Genomic DNA, 21,916 nt, shown 5'->3' on the forward strand with positions numbered 1-21,916 from the left:
ATCCGGGGGCCGGAGGGTCCGGAAGCTCAGTCGTCGTCGCCGAGGACGGGCTCCGGGAGGGTGCCCGCGTTGTGCTCCAGCAGACGCCAGCCGCGGGCGCCCTCGCCCAGCACGGACCAGCAGCAGTTGGACAGACCGCCGAGGCTCTCCCAGTGCTGTGACCCCAGGCCGAGCAGCCGGCCGATGGTGGTGCGGATGGTGCCGCCGTGGCTGACCACGACGAGCGTGCCGTCCTCGGGCAGCTTCTCGGCGTGCCGCAGTACGACGGGTGCGGCCCGGTCGGCGACCTCGGTCTCCAGCTCGCCACCGCCACGACGGATCGCCTCGCCGCGCTTCCAGGCGGCGTACTCCTCGCCGTGGCGGGCGATGATCTCCTCGTGCGTCAGCCCCTGCCAGACGCCCGCGTAGGTCTCGCGCAGGCCCTCCTCACGGGTGATGTCGAGGCCGGTGAGGGAGGCCAGCTCGGCGGCCGTGTCGGCCGCCCGCTGAAGGTCCGAGGAGACGATCGCGTCCGGCCCCAGGGAGGCCAGCAGCCGGGCGGCGCGGCGGGCCTGGCCGATGCCGGTCTCGGTCAGCGCGACGTCCGTGCTGCCCTGGAAGCGGCGCTCGACGTTCCAGGCGGTCTGGCCATGGCGCCACAGGATGACGCGACGGCCCCGGCTCGTGCGGTCGGTCACCTCACCGGTGGCGCTCATCACCACTCCCCGCCCGGCTCCGCGGCGGCCTCCTCGGCCTGCAGCTCGGCGTGTTCCTTCGCCTTGCCGCGGGTGGCCTTGGCGTCGGCGGGCAGCTCCAGCTCGGGGCAGTCCTTCCACAGCCGCTCCAGGGCGTAGAAGACCCGCTCCTCGCTGTGCTGGACGTGGACGACGATGTCGACGTAGTCGAGCAGCACCCAGCGGGCCTCGCGGTCGCCCTCGCGGCGCACCGGCTTGACGCCGAGTTCCTTCTGCAGGCGCTCCTCGATCTCGTCGACGATGGCCTTGACCTGGCGGTCGTTGGGCGCGGAGGCGAGCAGGAAGGCGTCCGTGATCGACAGCACGTCGCTGACGTCGTAGGCGATGACGTCGTGGGCGAGCTTGTCGGCCGCCGCCTGGGCGGCGGTGTTGATGAGCTCAAGGGAACGGTCGGTGGCGGTCACTACGAAGCTTTCGGTCGGGGAACAGGAGATCGGCTGGGGGTGTGGAGGCGGCCCCCACAGGGCACAGCCCGTCGGCGGTCTTGCCCTCAAGGGTCTCACGGACCGCCCTGGGCACCCCACGTGATAAACGGATCGCGCGGAGTGCCCCCGGCCGCTGTCAGGAGGCGGACGGCTTGTAGTCCTGGCCCAGGACCACCGAGACGTCGGCGCCCGAGGAGACCGTGCCCTTGGTCACGGAGCCGTCCGGCAGTCCGAGGGTCTTGGCGACCTCGGTGGCGTTCTCCTTGTCGGAGGCGTCCGCGTAGAGCACCTTCGAGGCGGTCTGGGTGCCGGCGGCGCTGCCGCCCTCCAGGAACGTGAAGCCGCCGTTGAGGAGCACCACGCGGGCCTTCTCGGTGTCGTCCTTCACACCGGTGGCGTTCTGCACGGAGACCCGGACCGCGGAGCCGGCGGCGGGGCTCTTGGCGGTGCCGCCGAGGATGTCCTTCACCACGCTGTCACTGGTCTTCGCGCTCAGCGTGCCGTCGGTCTGCACGGGCAGCAGGGCGGTCTTGTAGTCGCCGCTCTTGGCGAGGTCGGAGAGCTTGGCGAGGAAGGTGCCGAGGTCCTTGTCGGTGAGCGGCGGATCGAGGATCTGCGCCAGGGTCTGCACGGTGGTGACGGCCGACGACGGGTCCGAGGACAGCTTGCGCAGCACCCCCTGCATGACCTGTCCGAACCGCTCCAGCTGGGCGTTCTCGGACTCGCCGGAGGCGCGGTAGGTGGCGTAGGCGACGGCCATCTTGCCGCTGAGGGTCTGCTGGCTGCCCTTGGTGACGAGCGGCTCGGCGCCCTTCTTCTCGGTGTCCGGGTCGGGCACGTCGGTGTTGGTGTCGATGACGATGTTGCCGACCAGGTCGACGAGGTTCTGCAGGTACGGGGTGTCGAGGCGCCAGGTGCCCTGGATGCTGGTGCCGAGCACGGTGTCGAGCTGGTCGCGGGTGCCGGAGGAGCCGTCGTCGTCCACCGACTTGGCGAGGGTCGTCGTGGCGCCGGAGTCGTCACTCAGGGCGAGGCTGTTGGGCAGCAGCACGGTACTGCCCTGCTTGGTGGTGGTGTTGTCGACCAGCAGCGCCGTGGAGGTGCCGCCCTTGCCGGTGTTGTGCAGGTGGACGACGATCACGTCGCGTTTCTGGGCGCCGACGGGCGTGGCCGCGCCGGGCCCGGAGCCGTCGGAGGACAGGCCGGGCAGCTTTCCGGCGTACCAGAGGTAGCCGACGCCGCCGGCGGCGACGAGGGCGAGGACGACGGCGAGGGCGATGATCCGGCTGCGGGCGCGGCGGCGGGCCTCCTCGCGGCGCTCGGTGCGGTTCTCGGTGAACTTCAGCCAGTCGATGACGTCCTCGGAGTCGCCGTCCGGCTCCTCGACGAAGGCGAACTGCTCGGTGCGGTAGTCCCGTTCGCCCTCCTCACGGGGCGCCTCGTGCCCCTCCCCCGCGCTCTTCGGCTCCTGCGCCGGGCCGGTCTGCTGCGGGATGTAGGCGGTCTGCCCGGCGACCCGGGGCTGCTGCCCGCTGCTCGCGGCCTGCCCGTAGGGGTCGTGGCCGGCGGTGTGCTGGGTGTCCGTTGCGGTGCCGGTCCCGTAGGGGTCGTACGGGCTCTGGGCGGCGTAGGGGTCGTACACCGGCTGCTGCCCGGAGTCGTAGGCGGGTACCGGCGGCTGCTGGCCGGTGGCGTACGGGTCGTAGCCGTAGCCCTGCTGCTGGGCGTACGGGTCGTAGGTGGCCTGCGGTGCCTGCTGTGCCGGGACCTGCCGGTACATGGGCTGGCCGTACTCGTCGTAGCCGACGAGTTCGTACGGGCTCGCGCCGTAGCCGGCGTCACCCGCGTCGTATCGGTCGTTCACCGGTGCCCCTCTCGGCTCACTCGCCGCGGTACAGCTCGCGTTTGGCGATGTAGCGCACGACTCCGTCCGGCACCATGTACCAGATGGGGTCCCCCTTCGCGACTCTCGCACGGCAGTCTGTGGAGGAGATGGCGAGCGCCGGAACCTCGACCAACGACACACCGCCCTCCGGCAGACCCGGGTCGGTCAGGTGGTGGCCGGGGCGGGTGACGCCGATGAAGTGCGCGAGGGAGAACAGCTCCTCGCTGTCGCGCCAGGTCAGCAGCTGGGCGAGGGCGTCGGCGCCGGTGATGAAGAACAGGTCGGTGTCGGGGTTGAGGACGCGCAGGTCGCGCAGGGTGTCCACGGTGTAGGTGGGGCCGCCGCGGTCGAGGTCGATGCGGCTGACGGAGAACTGGGGGTTCTCAGCGGTCGCGATGACCGTCATCAGATAGCGGTCCTCGGCCGGGGAGACCTTGCGGTGGGACTTCTGCCACGGCTCGCCGGTGGGCACGAACACCACCTCGTCCAGCTGGAACTGCGCGGCGACCTCACTGGCCGCCACGAGGTGCCCGTGGTGGATCGGGTCAAACGTTCCGCCCATCACGCCCAGGCGACGCTTGCCCGCGTGCACCGGACCGGTAGGCATGTCCTGCTCTCCCATGCGTGCAGACCCTACCGGCCCGGCCTGGAGGCTCCCGCCCGGGACGGGGTCCGGGCTCAGCGGTCGCGGTTGAAGCGGGTGGTGATCCACAGCAGGAGCAGCAGGACGATGAAGGCGCCGCCGCCGGTGATGGCCGGGTTGAGGCTGTTGTGGTGACCGCCCTCGCTCTCGGCGAGGGTGGCCAGCTGGGCTGCCGTGCTGTGAAGGCTCATCATCTTCGTCAGGACCTATCGCGTGTGGGCGGGATAAAGATGTCGGCTCATCGTATGCGGGCGGCCCGGCGACGATCACGCCGACTCCGCCGTTGGGGCGGGCGGGGAACTTCCGCCGCCCGTCAGTCGTCCTTCCGCTTGTAGCCGCGAAGCAGGAACCAGGCGGTCAGCGCACAGCCCAGGAACATCACGATCAGCACGATGCGGAGCAGATTCCCCGTCCCGTGCTGCTGGACGGCGAGCGTGGCGGCCTCGGTCAGCCGGGCGGCTGCGGGGTGGTGATCCATCAGTGGACTCCTTCGGCTGTACTGCCCGTCCACGGTATCTCCGCCTAGGCTGGGCCCTGCCTCGGGGGCACAGTGGGCACTCACACGTACTTGGGGGAAGACATGTCCGACGACGGTGAGCAGCAGACGGGGCACGAGCGCGTGCCGAGCCGGCAGCGCAGGAGCTTCCCCGGGATCTCCTCGCGTGCCTACGAGCACCCGGCCGACCGCTCGGCCCTGGTCGCGCTGCGCAAGCTGAGCGGATTCGACACGGTCTTCAAGGCGCTCAGCGGGCTGCTGCCGGAGCGGAGCCTGAGACTGCTGTTCCTGTCCGACTCGGTGCGCGTCTCCGAGCGGCAGTTCCAGCACCTGAACGACATGCTCCTGGACGCCTGTCACATCCTGGACCTGGAGAAGGTCCCGCCGATGTACGTCAACCAGGACCCGCAGCCGAACGCGATGTGCATCGGCCTGGACGAGCCGATCATCGTGGTCACCACGGGGCTCGTGGAACTCCTCGACGAGGAGGAGATGCGCGCGGTCGTCGGGCACGAGGTGGGCCACGCGCTGTCCGGCCACTCGGTGTACCGCACGATCCTGCTGTTCCTGACCAACCTCGCGCTGAAGGTCGCCTGGATCCCGCTGGGCAACGTCGCGATCATGGCGATCATCACGGCGCTGCGGGAGTGGTTCCGCAAGTCGGAGCTGTCCGCGGACCGGGCGGGGCTGCTGGTGGGCCAGGACGTACAGGCCTCGATGCGCGGCCTGATGAAGATCGCGGGCGGCAACCACCTGCACGAGATGAACGTGGACGCCTTCCTGGAGCAGGCCGAGGAGTACGACTCCGGGGGCGATCTGCGCGACTCGGTGCTGAAGATCCTGAACGTGCTGCCCCGCTCGCACCCGTTCACCACGGTGCGGGCGGCCGAGCTGAAGAAGTGGGCCGAGTCCCGGGACTTCCAGCGGATCATGGACGGCCACTACACGCGGCGCGACGAGGACAAGGACACCAAGGTCAGCGACTCCTTCCGGGAGTCGGCGGCCACCTACGCGAGCGATGTGAAGAGCTCCAAGGACCCGCTGATGAAGCTGGTCTCGGACCTCGCGGGCGGCGCGGGAGACCTGGGCGGCAGGGTGCGGCGCGGCTTCGACGGCTTCAGGAGCCCGCCGACGGCGAAGGAGGGGCCGCAGGACAAGGGGGGGCCGCAGGACACGGAGTAGCCCTTTCCCCGCCGCACCCCGGCGGCTGTCACTGCGCTCGGCACGGAAACGCCGCTCAGACCGTCGGCTGGGCCCGGACGGCCAGCGTCCCGCACAGGGCCGCCGGGCTGTCCGTGGCGTAGGGGTCGCTGCCCGCGGGGACGCCGCTGCGGGCCGTCTGGCCGGCCAGCAGCGGCCGGAGGTAGGCGCTGGAGTCCTCGGCGCAGGCCATGGGACCCGCCTGGACGTACGACGTGACCAGCTGGACCTGGTGGGTGCGCAGATCGTCGCGGCTGAAGCGGAAGGTCAGCTCGCGGCGGACGGTGAAGAGGGAGACGGGCGCGCCGGCCGCGGCGCCGGCGGGGCGCACGGCGTAGACCAGGGTGTGGTCGGCGGTGACCTCCAGCGAGTCCGCGTCGGCCTCCACGGCCTGCAGGTCACCCTGGACGCGGATCCCCTTGTCGGCGAGCTGGACGCGGGTGGGGTCGAAGCGGACCAGCCAGCCGGTGGCGGCGTGCCGGCCGTCGGCCGCCGGGTGGGGGGTGCTCTGGACGCTCTGGTCGAACTGGTCGAGCTGGTCGCCGTCGAGGAGGGCCCGGGCGGGGTTGACCTGTCCGCCGGTCAGCACCTCGGGGTAGAGCGCGGAGCGGACGATGTAGTCCTTGGTGGCGGTGAGTGCGGTCATGACCTGGCTGTCGGAGAAGTGGGCGGTACCGCTCACGACCGGCAGCGGTATCCCCTCGGCGCCGACGGCGAACTGGCGGGCGGGGCTGTGCGCGTACAGGCGCTCGGCGTCGACGGCGCCGGGCACCTTGCCCGTCGGGGCGAGCGGGATCACCGTCATCCGCAGGGGCTCGACGGGGCGCCGGGCCTGCGGGGAGCCGTAGGGGTGGCGGACGCTCAGATAGACCGCGGTGCCCATGGCGACGGCGATCAGCACGACGAGGGCCATCAACTGCCGTGCGAGTCCGCGGTGCAGGGACGGACGGCGGCGCACGGCGGGCGCGTGGTCGGCCATCCGCTCCTCGGCGGAGTACTCCTGGAGACGGGCAGCGCGGACGAACGACTCGTCGAAGACGACGGATCGGTACTCGTCCTCGCCACCCACGGGGCCGCCCTCGGGTGTCCCCTCCGGTGGGTCTCCTGGCCCGCCCATACTTTCAGAGTAGGTCTCATGAGCCTCAGGTAAACGCCCTGGTACACGACAACTTCTGACAGGTGCTCAGCAAGAAGCGGGTGAGGGCACTCAGGGGGTGCGCGGGACGGCCGAGGCGACCGGCCGGCCCGTGTCGGCGGAGACGGAGGGAGCGGCGGCGCTGCCCTGTTCCACGCCGGTCGAGGCGGGGGCGGGCACCCGGTCGCGGGGGCCGGAGGAGCCGCCCCGGTAGACGGCGGCGAAGGCGAGGGCGACCATGCCTATGCCCATCACGACGGCGAGCAGCCAGGCCACGGGGCGATGCCAGCGGACCTGTCTGCCGTAGGCGCCGAAGGGACCGTGGCCGTCGCCGAGGACGTAGGTGTCGTCCAGCTCGTCCTCGTCCCGATCTTGGCTGAGATCGGTTCCCTCGGGAGCGTACTTCTCGCTGTAGCGCTCGCCTCGGGCGCGGGCGCGGCGGGCCTCCGCCTCGGAGGCCTCGGCTCTGGCCTGTGCGGCGGCCAGGAGGCGTTCCACGGCGCTCGGTTCATGGATCGTGGCCGCCTGTACGAAGGCCTCGTCGAAGACCACGGAGGCGAACTCTTCGTCCGGCACCCCGTGGTCGTGGTCGTCGTCGGGCTCCCAGCCGTCAGGGAACGGCGTGCCCCCCACGTCCTCCGGCACCTCTCCAGAGTAGACCTGGGGGGTCAATTTGGGCAGACGGTAGGGAAATTCATCCATCTGCTGAGACGCTTTCCGGACGCTCCCCGAACATGCGGCCGCGGCCGGAACGTTCAGCCGAACAGGTGATTCTCAGGGGCGCAGGTGGCCGTCGCCGGTGACGATGTACTTCGTGCTGGTCAGCTCCGGCAGGCCCATCGGGCCGCGGGCGTGCAGCTTCTGGGTGGAGATGCCGATCTCGGCGCCGAAGCCGAACTGGCCGCCGTCGGTGAAGCGGGTGGAGGCGTTCACGGCGACGGTGGTGGAGTCGACCAGCCGGGTGAAGCGGCGGGCGGCCTGCTGGGAGGTGGTGACGATCGCCTCGGTGTGGCCGGAGGTCCACAGCCGGATGTGCTCGACGGCCTTGTCGAGGGAGTCGACGACGGCGGCGGCGATGTCGTAGGAGAGGTACTCGGTCTCCCAGTCCTCGGCCACGGCCTCCACGACGGTCGCCTCGGAGTCCTTGGCGTAGGCCATGACCCGCTCGTCGGCGTGGACGGTGACGCCGGCCTCGGCGAGGGCGTCGAGGGCGCGCGGCAGGAACTCGGCGGCGATGTCCTGGTGGACCAGGAGGGTCTCGGCGGCGTTGCAGACGCTGACCCGCTGGGCCTTGGAGTTGATCAGGATGCCGATGGCCATGTCGATGTCGGCGTGCGCGTCGACGTAGACGTGGCAGTTGCCGGTGCCGGTCTCGATGACGGGGACGGTGGACTCGCTGACCACGGTCTGGATCAGGGAGGCGCCGCCGCGCGGGATGAGGACGTCGACCAGGCCGCGGGCGCGCATCAGCTCGCGCACGGAGTCGCGGCTCTCGCCGGGCACGAGCTGCACGGCGTCGGCGGGCAGCCCGGCGCCGCCGACGGCGTCCCGGACGACGCGGACGAGGGCGGTGTTGGACTCGTAGGCGGAGGCGGAGCCGCGCAGCAGGACGGCGTTGCCGGACTTCAGGCAGAGGGCGGCGGCGTCGACGGTGACGTTCGGGCGGGCCTCGTAGATGATGCCGACGACGCCGAGCGGGACGCGGACCTGGCGCAGGTCGATGCCGTTGGGGAGGGTGGAGCCACGGACGACCTCGCCGACCGGGTCGGGCAGCCCCGCGACGTCGCGGACGTCGGAGGCGATGGCGCGGACCCGCTCGGGAGTGAGGGTGAGCCGGTCGACGACGGACTCGCTGGTGCCGTTCTCCCGGGCCTTGGCCACGTCCTTGGCGTTGGCCTCGACGATCTCGGCGGTCCGGACCTCCAGGGCGTCGGCGATGGCGAGCAGCGCGTCGTCCTTCACGGCACGCGGCAGCGGCGCGAGGTCGGCGGCGGCGGCCTTGGCCCGGTAGGCGGCCTGGGTGACCGGGGACATCGAGTCGTACGGCGAGAGCGTGGTCATGAGGGAAGGGTAGTGCGCGGGGCCGGACCGCTCCGCGGTCGTCCCACACCCCGAGACACCCCAAAGGGGCTCAGAAGGGGTGCACTCCCACCGGTGTCGCGGGCGCCGGGCCGTAGCCCTCGGCGATGCGGTGGTGGTAGGTCTCGCGGTCGATGACCTCCAGGCCGACGATCTCCCACGGGGGCAGTCCGGCGCTCTGCCGGTGCTCGCCCCACAGGCGCAGGGCGACGGCGGCGGCGTCGTGCAGGTCGCGGGCCTCCTCCCAGTACCGGATCTCGGCGTGGTCGGTCGCGTATCTGCTGGTCAGGAGGAAGGGGTGGTCGTGGGCCAGCTGTTCCAGGGCACGGCGCAGGTCGGGCAGGGGGACCGCCTTCCCGGAGACGCTGAGGGTGACGTGCCACAGCCGGGGCAGGTCTCTGGGCTCCTCGTAGGTGTCCCCGGCCACGACGCTCGTCAGAGCACCGCGGGACGTCGCCTTAGGGCGCACTCGTCTCACGACGGCCTCCTTCATGACTCGCTCGGCCCCTTGACGGAACGTGTCCTTTCAACATGTCCCAGAGACAAAGTTGAGCAGGCTGCAGGCCTTCGCGTGGTGGTTTTACGGAACGTCCCCCACCGGGGGCGTTCCTTACGCCCCGTTTTACGAGCGGTTTTGCGAGTGTTACGGGTGCAGGAGCACCAGGTCGTCCCTGTGTACGACCTCGCGTTCGTACGCCGGTCCGAGTTCGCGGGCCAGCTCCCGGGTCGAACGCCCGATCAGCCGGGGAATCTCCTTGGCGTCGAAGTTGACGAGTCCCCGGGCGACCGCGCGGCCGGCCATGTCGCGCAGTTCGACGGGGTCGCCGGCGCTGAACTCGCCCTCCGCGGCGGCGATTCCGGCGGGGAGCAGCGACTTGCGGCCCTTGACCACGGCCTCGACGGCCCCGTCGTCCAGGGTCAGCGCGCCCTGCGGGGTGGAGGCGTGCTGGAGCCACAGCAGCCGGTCGGCGGAGCGCTTGCCGGTGGGGTGGAAGTAGGTGCCGGTGTCGCCGCCGCTCAGCGCCTCCGCCGCGTGCACGGCGCTGGTGAGGACGACGGGAATGCCGGCGGCGGCCGCGATCCCGGCGGCCTCGACCTTGGTGACCATGCCGCCGGTGCCGACGCCCGCCTTGCCCGCGCTGCCGATCTCGACGCCGGCGAGGTCCCCGGGACCCTTCACCTCCGCTATCCGCGAGGTGCCGGGCTTGCTGGGGTCGCCGTCGTAGACGCCGTCGACGTCGGAGAGCAGGACGAGCAGGTCGGCGTGGACGAGGTGGGCGACGAGGGCGGCGAGGCGGTCGTTGTCGCCGAAGCGGATCTCGTCGGTGGCGACGGTGTCGTTCTCGTTGACGATCGGGAAGGCACCCATCGCGAGGAGCTGGTCGAGGGTGCGCGAGGCGTTGCGGTGGTGGGCCCGGCGGCTCATGTCGTCGGAGGTGAGCAGGACTTGGCCGACGCGGACGCCGTAGCGGGCGAAGGAGGCGGTGTAGCGGGCGACGAGCAGGCCCTGGCCGACGCTGGCGGCGGCCTGCTGGCGGGCGAGGTCCTTGGGGCGGCGGCGCAGGCCGAGCGGGCTGAGCCCGGCGGCGATGGCACCGGAGGAGACGAGGACGATCTCCCGCTCTCCGCCGCTGCGGATCTTGGCGAGCACGTCGACGAGTGCGTCGACACGGTCGGCGTCGAGGCCGCCGGCGGCGGTGGTCAGGGAGGAGGAGCCCACCTTGACGACGATCCTGCGGGCCTCGTTCACGGCCTGCCTTGCCCTTGTCACCTTGCTGTCTGTCCCCTCGCGTAGGTCCGGCTGCCTGTGCGGCAATCTACGCGACGTGGGCCGGGTGGCGCCCATGCGCTCAAGGCATGGACGCCCGCGGCACCACCGCGAGGTGACAGGCGTTCCTACATCAGCCGCACCCCGCGCATCAGACCCCACCCGCCCAGCGCAAGTAGCACCCCCGTCGTAACGGATGCCCCCCATGCGTAGCGCGGCTTGAGCTCGGGCGGCTCGCCGGTATCGGGAGCCACACAGGGTTCGAGCAGCAGGAAGGCGAAGAATCCGAAGCCGGTGACCAGGCAGACGGCGAACCACACCCCTCGATTCTTCACCCGCGTGTACCTCCTCGGCAGCGCGTAGGCCGCGGTCAGTACGGCCACGCCCACGCCGACCGCAGCCCAGCGCAGGACTGCGGACCGCAGAAAGAGCGGATAAGTGGCGGGCAGGAGAACGTCCAACGCGCCTGGCCCCTGACCGGCCGACCGGTCGCGGAACGGGAGGTCGTCGACGGGCATGCCCGCCTTGGCGGCGATCACTTTCTCGACAGCGGCCACATCGCCGCTACCGGGGAGCGCGCCCGGCACTCCGGTGTGCACTTCGCGGTAGATCAGCGGGGCGGCCTCCCAGAGCAGGTTCACTCCCTGGTCGTCATAGCCGATCTCGACGACCGGGGGCCTGTCCGACCGGAGAGCACTCAGCAGGTCCTCCTGGGTACTCGGAATCGGAAAGAACTGGAACAGGCACGCCACATAGGACGCGACCAAGACCGCCAGAGCGATGAATCGGGCCGCCTTGGTCAACGATCCAGAAAGGCTGAGCGGCGTGCTGATGCCGGAGTCATTGGACACTTACCGTCACCGTTCCATAGAACTCCTGCGCGATGCTGGAGAAGGCGTGACCGGAAGGAACGTCTCCCACCAGGGGGGCATGTGATAGTGAGGCCATGCCCGTTTTGTTGTAGGAGGCGAAAGCAACCGTGAAGGAGTGGGATTCCCTCGACTGTGCGATCACTTGGTACTCGATGTTGTAGCTACCGAGGAACGCGGCCGGAGTCTCGCTCCCGGCCCCGCCGTCCGTGATCATACCAAGCAGGTCCTTACCGATGTTCGACTTCGCGTCCGCGTGATCCGCGTTGCCTCCGAGCTCGCTCGCCGGAGCATCGAAGTCGGCGCTGAGGATCTTGCGAGCCAGACCTTCTATGACTTTCTTGTGGGACGAGTCCAGCATCAGTTGCTGAGTCAATGGACTGCCGTCATCGAAGGGAATGTTGTTCACGTCTCCCTTCCCATCGGCCCACAGGTAGAAGAGATCCCGCCAGCTGAGCTGCGGAGAATTACCGCCAAGATAATTACATGCGGCGGCTTCTCCGCTTTTGACCGAGGCGCCCGGAGTGCAAGGACGCGTGTTTCCGGCGACAGCCTCGATGTACTCGCGCAGCTGAATCGCCAGCTGCTTGTGCAGGCCGGGCTTTTCATTGGTGACGAGAGAGTTCAGACTCCGTACGCACGCGGCGTCACAGCCGCCACCGCCGCCGGAGGACGTGCCGCTGCTGATCGCGCCCGTGTCCACCAGGGCGCTCGAACCCTTCGGCTGCTCCGGAGGCCCATAGGAATCACCCGGCAGCGGGGCTCTCATGAGCCCGCTGGGATCGGCGAAGTTGACCGGGTTGTTGCCGCTGTAGCTGTAGGCCGAGAGGTTCTGCGGTGCGTACGGCTTGGTCAGGTCGTCCGGGCTGATGAAGCGGCCGAGTGCCGCGTCGTACATACGGGCGCCGAGGATGGACAGGCCGGTGGAGTCGTCCTCGGGTTTGCCGAGGAAGCCCCGGTCGGTGGCGGAGGGAAGGGCGGTGCTGCCGCGCTGCTCGCCGAACGGCGTGTACTTGCGGCGGGTGACCGCGCCGCCCGCGGCGATCAGCAGGGAGGTGGAGGCCTGGGTGTCGCTCAACAGCCAGGTCAGCTTTCCGCCACTGGTGCCGTCGTCCTGGCGCATCGCCACCGTCGTCCCGGCGGCCGAGTACAGGCGGGTGGCCTCGACGCCACCGCCGGTGGCCTTGTGGAGTTCCTGGCCGTCGAGGTAGAGCACGTTCTCCTGCGGCGACGTGCGCAGCAGGACGGTGCCGTCGGTGTCGTAGACGTAGGTGGACGTCTCGTCGCCGCCGGTCTTGTGCTGGGTGATCCGGCTGACCCTGTTCTGCGCGGTCCAGTCGATGCTGGAGCTGACCCCGTTCACCGTGCGGGCGGTCATCTGCCCGGACGTGTTGTAGGAGAAGGTGTCGGAGCCGGCCTGAGTCACCGCGTGCGGGTGCGCCTGCCCGGCCGTGTAGGCGGTGCCGTCGGTGCTGTAGCCGGGGTAGGTGTAGCTCCTGGTCGTCGAACCACTGGCGGTGGTGTCCTTGACGGACATCAGATCGCCGAGTTCGTCGTAGGTGTACGTCTGGTCGTAGGGGTCCAGGCTGCTGCTCAGGTCCGGCGTGGCCGCGCCGGTGCAGCCGTCGGTCGCCTCGGTGGTCCAGGCCTGGCTGAGCCGGTTGAGCTCGTCGTAGGTGTAGCACTCGCTCTGCTGGGTCACGCCGTCGGTGATGCCGGTGATCTGGCCGGCGAGGTCACGGGTGTAGGTGTCGTCCTGTGCTGTCTTCGTGGTGCTGTCGGCGGTGACGGTGGTGCGGATGTCGGCCAGTGCGCCGGTGCCGTTCGTGTCGTCGAAGGTGTAGGCGCGGTTGACCGTGGCGTCCGTGCCGCCGCTGGTGCCGTACGTACGGGCGTCGAGACGTCCCACGCGGTCGAAACCGAAGGACGACTGATAGGTGGCCAGCGGCGAGGACACCGTCGAAGGCCGTCCCTGGGCGGTGTAGGCGGTGGTGACCGTCTCCGCGGGCAGACCGCCGACCGCCGGGTAGGAGACCGACGTCATGTGGTCGGCCTGGTCGTAGCCGTAGCCCACGGTGTAGCTGCCGGCGAAGCCGGAGCCGTCGTCCGGGACGGTGACCCGCTTGCCCGTCGCGCGGCCGCGGTTGTCGTAGCCGGTGACAGCGACGGTGTAGGCCTTGCCGCTCGCGTAACTGGTCGACGAGGCGAGCTGCCCCAGACCGCCCGGGGCCGTGTCGTAGGCGAACTGCGACAGCACGGTGGAACCCTGGGAAACCGTCGTCTGCCGGCCGATGTTGTCGTACTGGTACGTGAGTGTCGTGCCGTTGACGGTCTCCGTGCCGACCTTGCCGTTCTCGTCGTACTGGGTCGAGGAGGTTCCGGCGTCCGGGTCGTTCACGGAGGTCCGGTCACCGGCCCAGCCATAGCCGTATGTGGTGACGTTGCCCTTGGCGTCCGTGATCTGCTTCAGCTTGCCGCTGCGCGTGTACGCGTACGACGTCGTCTGCGCCCCCTGAGGACCGTGTTCGACGACCTTGGTCACCTGACCGAACACATCGGTGAAGGTGTCGGTGGGCTCACCGCTCGCCGGGACGCTGGTGGTGTGGTCGCCGTAGTAGTAGGTGCGGGTGTGGCCCGTCGCCTGTGGGGTGCCGTTGACCAGGATCTGCGTCTCGGTCGTCCGGCCGGCCCAGTCGATGATCGGGTCGGTGTAGGAGGGCAGGTCGTCCACCGTCGGGAGTACCATCCCGGAGCCCGCGGCGCTGGAGTTGTAGAAGGCCGCGGAGCTGCCGGTGACGTTGCCCGAGGTGTCGTAGCGGGTGGAGACCACGTCGCGGCCGGTGCCGTCCGGCGCCGTGGACTGGTCCTCGCGGATTCGGCCCAGGCCGTCCAGGTAGTCGTGGGAGTTCACGTACGTGGTGCCGGACTGGAGAACCCCGGTGGTCACCTGGCTCGGCCCGGCCACCGTGTCGGGTACTCCGTCGCTGTTGGTGGCGGTGGGCGTGTCATAGCTGAACTGCATCGACGGGTGGCCGTCGGGATAGTTCGCTATCTCGGTCGGCTTGAAGACCTGGACATAGCGGCCCACCGAGTCGTGCACAAGTCGGGTGGTGTGACCATTGGCGTCGAGCACCTCGTACGGGGTGCCCCACAGACGCGAGTACCAGGTCGTGGTGGACTCCGCCGGACCCGGACCGGCGCCGCCGTCCGGGTCCGGGGTGGTGACCGTGACACCGCTGGTCGGCCAGGACGTAGCCGGCGAGTACGTCGTGGTCGTCTTGTTGCCCTTGCCGTCGTAGGCGGCGATCACGCGGCCGGCACCGTCGTAGTCGGCCTTGGTCGAGCGGTACGTGGAGGCGTCCGTATAGGTCCGCGTCTCCGTCGCGTTGCCGTCGACCAGCGCCGCGTCGTTGTTCGCGACGGACGTCGAGCCGTCGTACAGCGTCACCTTGTAGGAGTCCTGGTTGGCGGAGCCGCGCGAGGCGCAGTCGGCGTCGTAGTGGCGCACCTCGTCCTGGAAGACCATCCAGCGCTTGACGTCCGAGTCCGGGAAATTGGACGTGTTGTACGCGCGGCCGTAGGTGGTGCACCGGTTGTCGTCGACGTCGACCTGGCCCCAGTCGTTGGTGCGCAGGGGCAGGCCGTAGGTGGTGCTGGTGGAGCTGGTGTCGTCGAACTCGTTGTTGACGACGTGCTCGCGCCAGCCCGTGGAGGTCAGGTCGTCGGTCGTGGTCTTGCTCTCACGCACGAAGCGGGCGTCGGGCAGGCCGTCGTACTGGGCCGTGTCATGGACCCAGTACTCCTGGCGGACCCGCTGGTGCGAGCCGCCGTCGCCGTCGCGCTTGGAGTACTCCAGGGTCTTGCCGGCCAGCCACGCGGAGTCCGTCCAGGACGTGCCGTAGCCGTCGGTGACCGAGACGCTGCGGGTGGCGGAGGTGTCCGTCTTGGAAGTGCGGTCACCGTCCAGGCCCCGGTAGAGCCAGTAGTAGGTGGAGGCCGCGTTGCTCTTCGTGCCGGTGAAGACCTCGACCTGCGGATAGCCGCGCCATTCGGACCAGGTCTCGTCGGAGTCGGGTATCAGCGGGTCGTTGGTGAACGCCCAGCCGGCGCCGCCGTGGTACTCGTAGCGGGTCGTCATGACCGGGTCGCCGTCGGTGCCGGCCCCCTGGCCCACGCCCGGGTCCACGGAGACCTGGCTGACGAGGTACTTCTTGAACCAGCCCGTCTTGGCCGCGCCGGCGCCCTCCGGTGTCCACTTCTGCCAGAAGCAGTCCTGGGCGTTGGACGACTCGCTCGGCAGGCTGTTGATGTCGCAGGCGTCGGGCTGGCTGTAGGTGACGCTGGTCACCGAGCCCAGGTCGCCGTAGATCTTGTCGACCCGGCGGAAGTTGAGGGTCGAGGAGCCGACCTGGTTGTCCAGCCACTCACCGTTGAAGTTGATGACCGGCAGACGCTGGTCGGGACCGTCGCCGTAGCCCTCGCGCTGGACGTAGTCGAGCCAGAGGGTCTTGCCGACGGTGCCGTCGGGGTTCGGCAGGCCGTACTTCATCTGGTACTGCATCGCCGGGTCCCACGTCGTACCGCCGTCGTCGCTGACGTAGGTCTTGATGTCCCACAGCATGTCGGTGGTGAAGAACGTGGGGTAGTACGTCTTGCCCGCGCAGTAGTTGTCCGCCGCGGTGCCGTCGCACATCAGGTCGGTCGGCACGTCGGGGTACGAGTCGGGGTTGGACGAGATGCCCGGGCAGTCCGCGGGCTCCTTGCCCAGCGGGTCGGCGTCGCTCATCCGCTCCACACAGCGGCCGACATGGCGCAGCTCGACCTTGGCGGGCAGCTTCGCGCCGGTGATCTGGGAGGCCCAGCCGTACTCGATGCGGGTCAGGTAGCCGGCCGCGTCGTACGCGCGCGCCTTGTCGGTGTTGATGACCGAGCGGTAGTGGTTGGTCTGCTTGTCGTAGAAGTAGGCGTTCTCGACCTCGTTGGGGTCGACCACGCGGTCCAGGTTCCAGCGCCAGGCCTGGGTGCAGGGCTCGGGGAACACGTCGTGGCAGGGCTCGCCCGCGTCGTCGCCGGCCACCGGGACGGTCAGGACGGAGTTCGTCGCGTCTTTGGTGCGCTCCGCGCGGCCCCAGCCGAAGTAGTACCGCATGCCGTCCTGGGAGGAGATCACCCAGTACTCGTCGTCCGAGCCGTGGCCGCCGGTCAGGTGCTGCACGCGCCAGCCCGGGTCGTCCTGCACGTGGTAGGAGCCGGTGCCGTTGCCGTCCTGGATGAGCGCCGAGTTCACGCCGTTGAGGCTGATGACGTACTTGGCGCCATCGGGCTCGGTGCTGTGGTTCGGCGACTGCCAGCACAGGTCGCCGACGGTGTTGTTGACGTCCTGCGAGCAGTTCCGGTAGATGCGCTGGATGTAGCCGACGTCCAGGTCCCAGCCCATGCCCGCCCAGGAGGCCTGGTTGTTCGTCGCCGAGGTACGGCCGTCGACGGACTGGGAGTCGTAGGACAGGGACAGGTCGGGCGTGGCGCCGAAGGGGGCCTTCGGCAGGGTGATCGGCAGGTCGTAGGTGAAGTCCCCGGAGCCGTTCGACACGCTCCACTTGCCGGTCGGGCTGAGCGTGGAGGCCCGGTAGTCACCGGTGTCCGAGGACGAGCCCGTGGCCAGCGTCGTCACCGTCGAGGTGGTGGCGGCCGACATCATCGCGATGCCGGGCTTCGGGGCGGCGGTCGTCGCGGCGGGGTCCGCGTCCGCGTACACCGTCGCCGTCAGCCTGCCCGACTTCACGTCGTTGTGGACCGGGAGATAGCGGCGGGTGTCCGGCGAGCAACCGCGCTTCTTCGGAGTGGTGAGCGCACAGGCCGGCATCTGCACCAGCCGCAGCCGGGAGGCGAAGTCACCGCCGTAGGCGTTCTTGAAGGCGTTGTAGTCGACGGTGACGCCGACCGGTCCCGGGGCGGCGCTCTTGTCCTTGCGGGTCAGGCGCAGCGCCATGCCCACGCCGCCGATCGCCTTGATCTTCGTGTGGTCCAGGACCTGCACGTCGACGTCGCCGGGAGCACCGCCGGACGGACTGAAGGCGAGTTTCCCGCCCCCGGCCATGGCGTCCTTCGCGGCCTTCTGGCCGAGCGCGAACGCGGACTGCGGGGGCAGCCCGGCGGTCCGGATCTCCGCCGCCGTCGGGGTCTGCACCGACACCACGGCCGACTTGGCCGCGGCGGTGCCGGCCTGGGCGTCGAGAACGGTGCCCGACGGGGACACCGCCCGGGCGTGTCCCGTCCCGGTCCTCGAGAGGTCGACCCGCGCGCTCACCCCCTTCGGCCAGGCCACCTTCGGTGCCTTGGTCATGGTCGGCTCCGCCTGCTGCCTGGGCACGGCCGTGCCCTTGCGGGCCGACACACTGACGGTCCGGTCCTTCGCCTTGGCCACGGCGTCGGCCACGGCGAACGCGGGAACCGACACGAGACCCGACAACAACACACCGGAGACCGCTACGACGAAGCCGCGTCTGTACGACGCACGCATCACGAACCCCCCACCCCTCTGGCCGAATATCGACCCCAAACGGTCAAAAAGAGCGGGTCCGCGACGCGAGACGTCACAAAGCCAACACATGGCGAACACACGCAGGCCGGAGATTAACCAGAAACTTAATCGGCCCATTTCCGTCAAATCGACTCGTGATCCCTCAAATGTCACCAGCGCCTTGGCGGAAGATTTACGCCTTCATGGTCAACGGAACATCTGATTCCAGCGTCGCTACCGCGATCTCTTACCAGGTGCTTTAATGACCGGCCAGCAATCCAGCCAACTCCCCCTTGGTACGGCATGTCCTATTTGCATGCCAAAGGCGCGGACATTGGCGCTTTTCTCTTCCGGTCTTGGGGGTTCCATCGCCATGCTCGATCGCAGACGCTTTCTGCGCACCGGCGGCATCGTCATCGGCGCGGCGGCCGTTCCGACCGTCGCCATCGGCGCGGCACAAGCCGTCACGCACTCCCGGCACACGGCACGGGACGGTGCCACTCCCGGTGCGGTGACCGCGAGCAAGCGGTTCGATCTGACCGATCCGTCCGTCGAGCTGTTGCGCGAAGTCCCGCTCACCGGAACGCGCGTGCTCCAGTCCTTCGCCTTCGACAACACCCGCGGGCACCTGTTCGCCGTGCAGCTGGTCGACGGCGGACTCCAGCTCCCGGGAGAGACGCAGACCTACTCCGGTGCCGACCGCGAGGCGGACGGCGACCTGTGCCTGACGCGACTGGACGCCTCGGGGAACATTCTCGGCACCATGTATCTCCGCGGATTCGGGCACGGCGTGCAGATCGGGGTCGAATCCACCACTTACGGCACTTATCTGTGGACCGAGACGCACAACATTCGCACCGCGAATTCAGACGGCACGTACACCGGATGGGGTGACCGGCTCGCCCGGTTCAAGTTCGCCAACGGAGCGGTGCTCACCGCGGACTCCCCCGCACTCACCCAGTACACCCTGGAAAGCGGCGTGGACCGCACCACCTGCACCATCGACCCGGTCAACAACCTGCTCGCGGTCCGCTGCCGGGTGGCCGGCGCCTTCCGCTTCCGCCTCTACGACCTCGCCGCCTTCAAGGCCGGCGGCAGGACCACGCTCGCCGACGTCGCCCAGCCCGCGGATCTCCAGCCCGGCTACACCGACACCTTCCAGGGTTTCGCCAGCTACGGCAGCTACCTCTACCTGCTGGCCGGCTCCGCCTACGGCGTGGACGGGTCCGCCTCCCCGAACGGCAACACGTACATCACCAGCGTGAACTGGAACACCGGCACCGTCGCGGAACAGAAGCTGACGAAAGCCGCGTACACCCTGCTCTACCGCGAGCCCGAGGGCATGGCCATCCAGATCCCCGACCCGGGCAACCCGCAGTCGCTGCGACTGTGCAGCGGCTTCGCCTCCTACACGTCCGACACGGACCAGAGTAAGAGGGTGAGCATCTATTACAAGGATCTTCTTGTCTAAATCGGACACAGGGGCCGGGGGGTGAGTCCTGCCACACCCCGGCTGACCAGTGACGGAAGGGCTGCAGTAAGAACGTCCCACGATTCACGTTAGGGTAGGCTTAAACCAACCTTAACCTTGCACCACTTGTGCCTCTCGCCGCCCGTACCGCCGGCCAGCAGCGGGACGCGGTTGAGTCTGACCGACAGCCCAGGAGTCCCGAGCATGCCCCTCGCGAATGGAAACGCTTCGCCGAAAATAAGCGTTGTCGTCCCTGTCTATAAAGTTCAGGGATATCTGCGCGCATGCCTGGACTCCATTCTCTCCCAGTCCTTCGAGGACTTCGAGATCGTCGCCATCGACGACCACTCCCCCGACTCCTGCGGCCGGATACTCGATGAGTACGCGGCCCTGGACGAGCGCGTCATACCGGTGCACTTCGAGGAGAACCAGGGCATCGGAAAGGCGCGGGACGCCGGTGCGCTGAAGGCCCGCGGCGAGTACATCCTCTTCCTCGACAGCGACGACACGCTCGCCGACGGCGCGCTGCAGGCGATGGCCGACCGTCTGGCCGACACCGGCAACCCGGACATCCTCCTGCTCAACCACGTCCGCACGTACTGGAACAACCGCGTCCAGGAGAGCGCGGCCGGTGAACTGCTCGCCGGCGCGGGCACGGATGTCTTCACCGCCCTCGAACGGCCGGAGTTCCTCGGCATGTTCGCCGTCGTCTGGAACCGCGCGTACCGCCGCGAGTTCTACGTCGGCAACAACTTCATCTTCACCGACGGCATTTACGAGGACGCGCTCATGGTCTACAAGACCATGCTGACCGCGGAGCGCATCGCCGCCACCGACCACGTCTGCGTCGAGTACCGCCAGCGCCGCCAGGGCAACTCCATGCGCACGCCCGGCCGCAAGCACTTCGGGATCTTCGAGCAGTACGCCCGGCTCTTCGAGTTCCTCGACGAGCGTCCCCACCTGGAGCCGGTGCGGACACTGCTGTTCGAGCGCATGGTCAGCCACTTCCTGTTCACCCTGGCCCGCGAGGACCGTATCGTCCCCAAGGACCGCACGGAGTTCTTCAAGCTGTCGGCCGCCCAGTACAAGCGCTTCAGGCCGAAGAACCTCGTCCTTCCGGAGGGCACGCAGGGCACCAGGTTCCAGTTGCTGGAGCGCGGCTCCTACACGGCCTACGCGGCGGTGATGGCCGCCGGCAACACCCGTCGCCAGATGATCCGGCGGGCCGCCAGGGTCAAGACCAAGCTCGGCAAGACCGCCTACAACCGGCTGTACCAGCTGCACCTGCGCCGCCCCGTCGACGAGAACCTCGCGGTCTACGCGGCCTACTGGAACCGCGGCGTGGCCTGCAACCCGGCAGCCGTGTACGAGAAGGCGAAGGAACTGGCTCCGAACGTCCACGGTGTCTGGGTCGTCCGACGCGACATGGTGGAGAGCGTCCCCGCGGGGGTCGACTACGTGGTCGCCAACTCGCCGCGCTACTGGGAGGTCATGGCCCGGGCCAAGTACCTGGTCAACAACGTCAACTTCCCCAACAACATCGTCAAGCGCCCCGAGCAGGTCTTCCTGCAGACGCATCACGGCACCCCGCTGAAGCAGATGGGCATCGACCAGCAGAAGTACCCCGCGGCCGCCAAGAACATGAGCTTCGCCAAGATGCTGGAGCGGGCCGACAAGTGGGATCTCAGCCTCACCTCCAACCAGCATTCCACCGAGATATGGGAGCGGGTCTACCCCTGCGCGTTCGAGGCGGTCGAGTACGGCTACCCGCGCAACGACGTCTACTTCCGGGCCACCGCCGAGGACGTCCTGCGGGTTCGCCGTGACCTCGGCATCGAGGACGGCAAGACCGCCATCCTCTACTGCCCGACGGTGCGCGACTACCAGAAGGGCTACGTGCCCCGTATCGACCTGGAGCGCTTCTGCCGCGAGCTCGGGCCCGGCTTCGTCGTCCTGGTGCGCACCCACTACTTCTACGGTGCCGACCCCCGGCTGGAGGCCCTGCAGGAGCGCGGGCTGATCAAGGACGTGTCGAAGTACCCGGTCGTGGAGGACCTCTGCCTGGCCGCCGACGCGCTGATCACCGACTACTCCTCCATCATGTTCGACTACGCGTGCCTCGACCGCCCGATCGTCACCTACGCGGACGACTGGGAGGTCTACAGCAAGGCCCGCGGTGTCTATTTCGACGTCCTGTCCGGGAAGCCGGGCGAGACCCCCGGCGCGACCGCCGGCACGGAGGACGAGCTGATCGAGGCCTTCCGCTCCGGTGCCTGGAACGGCGCCGAGGCCGCCGAGCTGCGGGCGGCGTTCCGGGAGCGGTTCGTGCGGTTCGACGACGGAAACGCGGCGGAGCGCGTGGTGCGCCACCTGTTCCTCGGCGAGAAGCCCGCCCCCGCGGTGCTGCCGCTGGACGAGCGGACTCCCGCGCCCGCGCCGGACGTCGTCACCGCGGCGCACATCCCGCGGCAGCCGACCGGCGAGCGTGGCCTCATCGGCGCCTGACCTGCGGTCTGACGTGCAGCCTGACGTACGGATTGACGTGCAGAACGAGAAAGACGAGCAGCGCATGGTTTCCCGCCCCACCATTTCCAAGGCTGTCATTCCCGCGGCAGGCCTTGGCACCCGGTTCCTGCCGGCCACCAAGGCCACTCCCAAGGAGATGCTGCCGGTTGTCGACAAGCCGGCGAT

General features: G+C 69.2%; 16 protein-coding genes and 1 pseudogene. 4 read left to right on the forward strand and 13 right to left on the reverse strand.

The window, feature by feature from the left end; translation table 11 throughout:
* Positions 1 to 26 precede the first annotated feature (26 nt).
* From ADK64_RS22260 to ADK64_RS46685, 6 genes are all read right to left on the reverse strand, one after another.
* Positions 27 to 695, reverse strand: coding sequence for a histidine phosphatase family protein (locus ADK64_RS22260; protein WP_053661604.1), 669 nt, complete (start codon positions 693 to 695; stop codon positions 27 to 29).
* Positions 695 to 1,138, reverse strand: coding sequence for a ribosome silencing factor (gene rsfS, locus ADK64_RS22265; RefSeq protein ID WP_053661605.1), 444 nt, complete (start codon positions 1,136 to 1,138; stop codon positions 695 to 697). The genes ADK64_RS22260 and rsfS overlap by 1 nt, the downstream gene beginning before the upstream one ends.
* 157 nt (positions 1,139 to 1,295) lie before the next feature.
* Positions 1,296 to 3,023 carry an LCP family protein gene (locus ADK64_RS22270; RefSeq protein WP_053661606.1) on the reverse strand — a complete coding sequence of 576 codons (1,728 nt, stop codon included), beginning with the start codon at positions 3,021 to 3,023 and terminating at the stop codon, positions 1,296 to 1,298.
* 16 nt (positions 3,024 to 3,039) lie between these two features.
* Positions 3,040 to 3,666 carry a nicotinate-nucleotide adenylyltransferase gene (gene nadD, locus ADK64_RS22275; RefSeq protein ID WP_053661607.1) on the reverse strand — a complete coding sequence of 209 codons (627 nt, stop codon included), beginning with the start codon at positions 3,664 to 3,666 and terminating at the stop codon, positions 3,040 to 3,042.
* 56 nt (positions 3,667 to 3,722) lie between these two features.
* Positions 3,723 to 3,881 carry a hypothetical protein gene (locus tag ADK64_RS46070; RefSeq protein WP_159046315.1) on the reverse strand — a complete coding sequence of 53 codons (159 nt, stop codon included), beginning with the start codon at positions 3,879 to 3,881 and terminating at the stop codon, positions 3,723 to 3,725.
* A gap of 119 nt (positions 3,882 to 4,000) precedes the next feature.
* Positions 4,001 to 4,165: a hypothetical protein gene (locus ADK64_RS46685; RefSeq protein ID WP_199829685.1), complete on the reverse strand. Its 165-nt coding sequence runs from the start codon at positions 4,163 to 4,165 to the stop codon at positions 4,001 to 4,003.
* A gap of 102 nt (positions 4,166 to 4,267) precedes the next feature.
* On the opposite strand from ADK64_RS46685, the gene ADK64_RS22280 reads away from it, so the two are divergent.
* Entirely contained in the window at positions 4,268 to 5,365 is a 1,098-nt protein-coding gene (locus ADK64_RS22280; protein WP_053661608.1) for a M48 family metallopeptidase, read from the forward strand.
* 55 nt (positions 5,366 to 5,420) lie between these two features.
* On the opposite strand, the gene ADK64_RS22285 is transcribed toward ADK64_RS22280, so the two are convergent.
* The 7 genes from ADK64_RS22285 to ADK64_RS22315 form a co-directional block, all read right to left on the reverse strand.
* The gene (locus ADK64_RS22285; RefSeq protein ID WP_053661609.1) at positions 5,421 to 6,500 is read right to left on the reverse strand and encodes a hypothetical protein; all 1,080 of its coding nucleotides are present in this window, start codon (positions 6,498 to 6,500) and stop codon (positions 5,421 to 5,423) included.
* Positions 6,501 to 6,590: 90 nt separating this feature from the next.
* On the reverse strand, positions 6,591 to 7,220 hold the full coding sequence (locus ADK64_RS22290) for a hypothetical protein (protein WP_199829686.1): 630 nt from the start codon (positions 7,218 to 7,220) through the stop codon (positions 6,591 to 6,593).
* Between the two features lie 72 nt (positions 7,221 to 7,292).
* Positions 7,293 to 8,579, reverse strand: a complete 1,287-nt coding sequence (locus ADK64_RS22295) for a glutamate-5-semialdehyde dehydrogenase (RefSeq protein WP_053661611.1) — start codon at positions 8,577 to 8,579, stop codon at positions 7,293 to 7,295.
* Positions 8,580 to 8,649: 70 nt separating this feature from the next.
* On the reverse strand, positions 8,650 to 9,075 hold the full coding sequence (locus ADK64_RS22300; protein WP_053661620.1) for a hypothetical protein: 426 nt from the start codon (positions 9,073 to 9,075) through the stop codon (positions 8,650 to 8,652).
* 165 nt (positions 9,076 to 9,240) lie between these two features.
* Positions 9,241 to 10,347 (reverse strand): glutamate 5-kinase, encoded by a 1,107-nt coding sequence (gene proB / locus ADK64_RS22305; RefSeq protein WP_053661612.1) that lies wholly within the window; start codon positions 10,345 to 10,347, stop codon positions 9,241 to 9,243.
* Between the two features lie 146 nt (positions 10,348 to 10,493).
* A complete protein-coding gene (locus tag ADK64_RS22310) occupies positions 10,494 to 11,216 on the reverse strand; it encodes a hypothetical protein (protein ID WP_053661613.1) in 723 nt (240 codons plus the stop codon).
* Positions 11,206 to 17,754: an RHS repeat-associated core domain-containing protein gene (locus ADK64_RS22315; protein WP_053661614.1), complete on the reverse strand. Its 6,549-nt coding sequence runs from the start codon at positions 17,752 to 17,754 to the stop codon at positions 11,206 to 11,208. The genes ADK64_RS22310 and ADK64_RS22315 overlap by 11 nt, the downstream gene beginning before the upstream one ends.
* Positions 17,755 to 18,127: 373 nt before the next feature.
* Here ADK64_RS22315 and ADK64_RS22320 point away from each other — a divergent pair, with 373 nt between their 5' ends.
* The 3 genes and pseudogenes from ADK64_RS22320 to ADK64_RS45150 form a co-directional block, all read left to right on the forward strand.
* Positions 18,128 to 19,225: a hypothetical protein gene (locus tag ADK64_RS22320; RefSeq protein ID WP_053661615.1), complete on the forward strand. Its 1,098-nt coding sequence runs from the start codon at positions 18,128 to 18,130 to the stop codon at positions 19,223 to 19,225.
* A 204-nt stretch (positions 19,226 to 19,429) separates the two neighbouring features.
* Positions 19,430 to 21,730 (forward strand): bifunctional glycosyltransferase/CDP-glycerol:glycerophosphate glycerophosphotransferase, encoded by a 2,301-nt coding sequence (locus tag ADK64_RS22325; RefSeq protein WP_053661616.1) that lies wholly within the window; start codon positions 19,430 to 19,432, stop codon positions 21,728 to 21,730.
* A gap of 64 nt (positions 21,731 to 21,794) precedes the next feature.
* Positions 21,795 to 21,916, forward strand: a pseudogene (locus ADK64_RS45150) (UTP--glucose-1-phosphate uridylyltransferase); the annotation flags it as partial.

The sequence above is a fragment of the Streptomyces sp. MMG1121 genome, assembly GCF_001280015.1.
Taxonomy (GTDB): Bacteria; Actinomycetota; Actinomycetes; order Streptomycetales; family Streptomycetaceae; genus Streptomyces.

Coding starts and splice junctions, on each gene's coding strand:
- ADK64_RS22260 (WP_053661604.1), bottom strand. CDS start 695: ATGAGCGCCACCGGTGAGGTGACCGACCGCACGAGCCGGGGCCGTCGC.
- ADK64_RS46070 (WP_159046315.1), bottom strand. CDS start 3,881: ATGATGAGCCTTCACAGCACGGCAGCCCAGCTGGCCACCCTCGCCGAG.
- ADK64_RS22280 (WP_053661608.1), top strand. CDS start 4,268: ATGTCCGACGACGGTGAGCAGCAGACGGGGCACGAGCGCGTGCCGAGC.
- ADK64_RS46685 (WP_199829685.1), bottom strand. CDS start 4,165: ATGGATCACCACCCCGCAGCCGCCCGGCTGACCGAGGCCGCCACGCTC.
- ADK64_RS22295 (WP_053661611.1), bottom strand. CDS start 8,579: ATGACCACGCTCTCGCCGTACGACTCGATGTCCCCGGTCACCCAGGCC.
- ADK64_RS22285 (WP_053661609.1), bottom strand. CDS start 6,500: ATGGGCGGGCCAGGAGACCCACCGGAGGGGACACCCGAGGGCGGCCCC.
- ADK64_RS22315 (WP_053661614.1), bottom strand. CDS start 17,754: ATGCGTGCGTCGTACAGACGCGGCTTCGTCGTAGCGGTCTCCGGTGTG.
- ADK64_RS22320 (WP_053661615.1), top strand. CDS start 18,128: ATGCTCGATCGCAGACGCTTTCTGCGCACCGGCGGCATCGTCATCGGC.
- nadD (WP_053661607.1), bottom strand. CDS start 3,666: ATGGGAGAGCAGGACATGCCTACCGGTCCGGTGCACGCGGGCAAGCGT.
- ADK64_RS22290 (WP_199829686.1), bottom strand. CDS start 7,220: ATGGATGAATTTCCCTACCGTCTGCCCAAATTGACCCCCCAGGTCTAC.
- ADK64_RS22325 (WP_053661616.1), top strand. CDS start 19,430: ATGCCCCTCGCGAATGGAAACGCTTCGCCGAAAATAAGCGTTGTCGTC.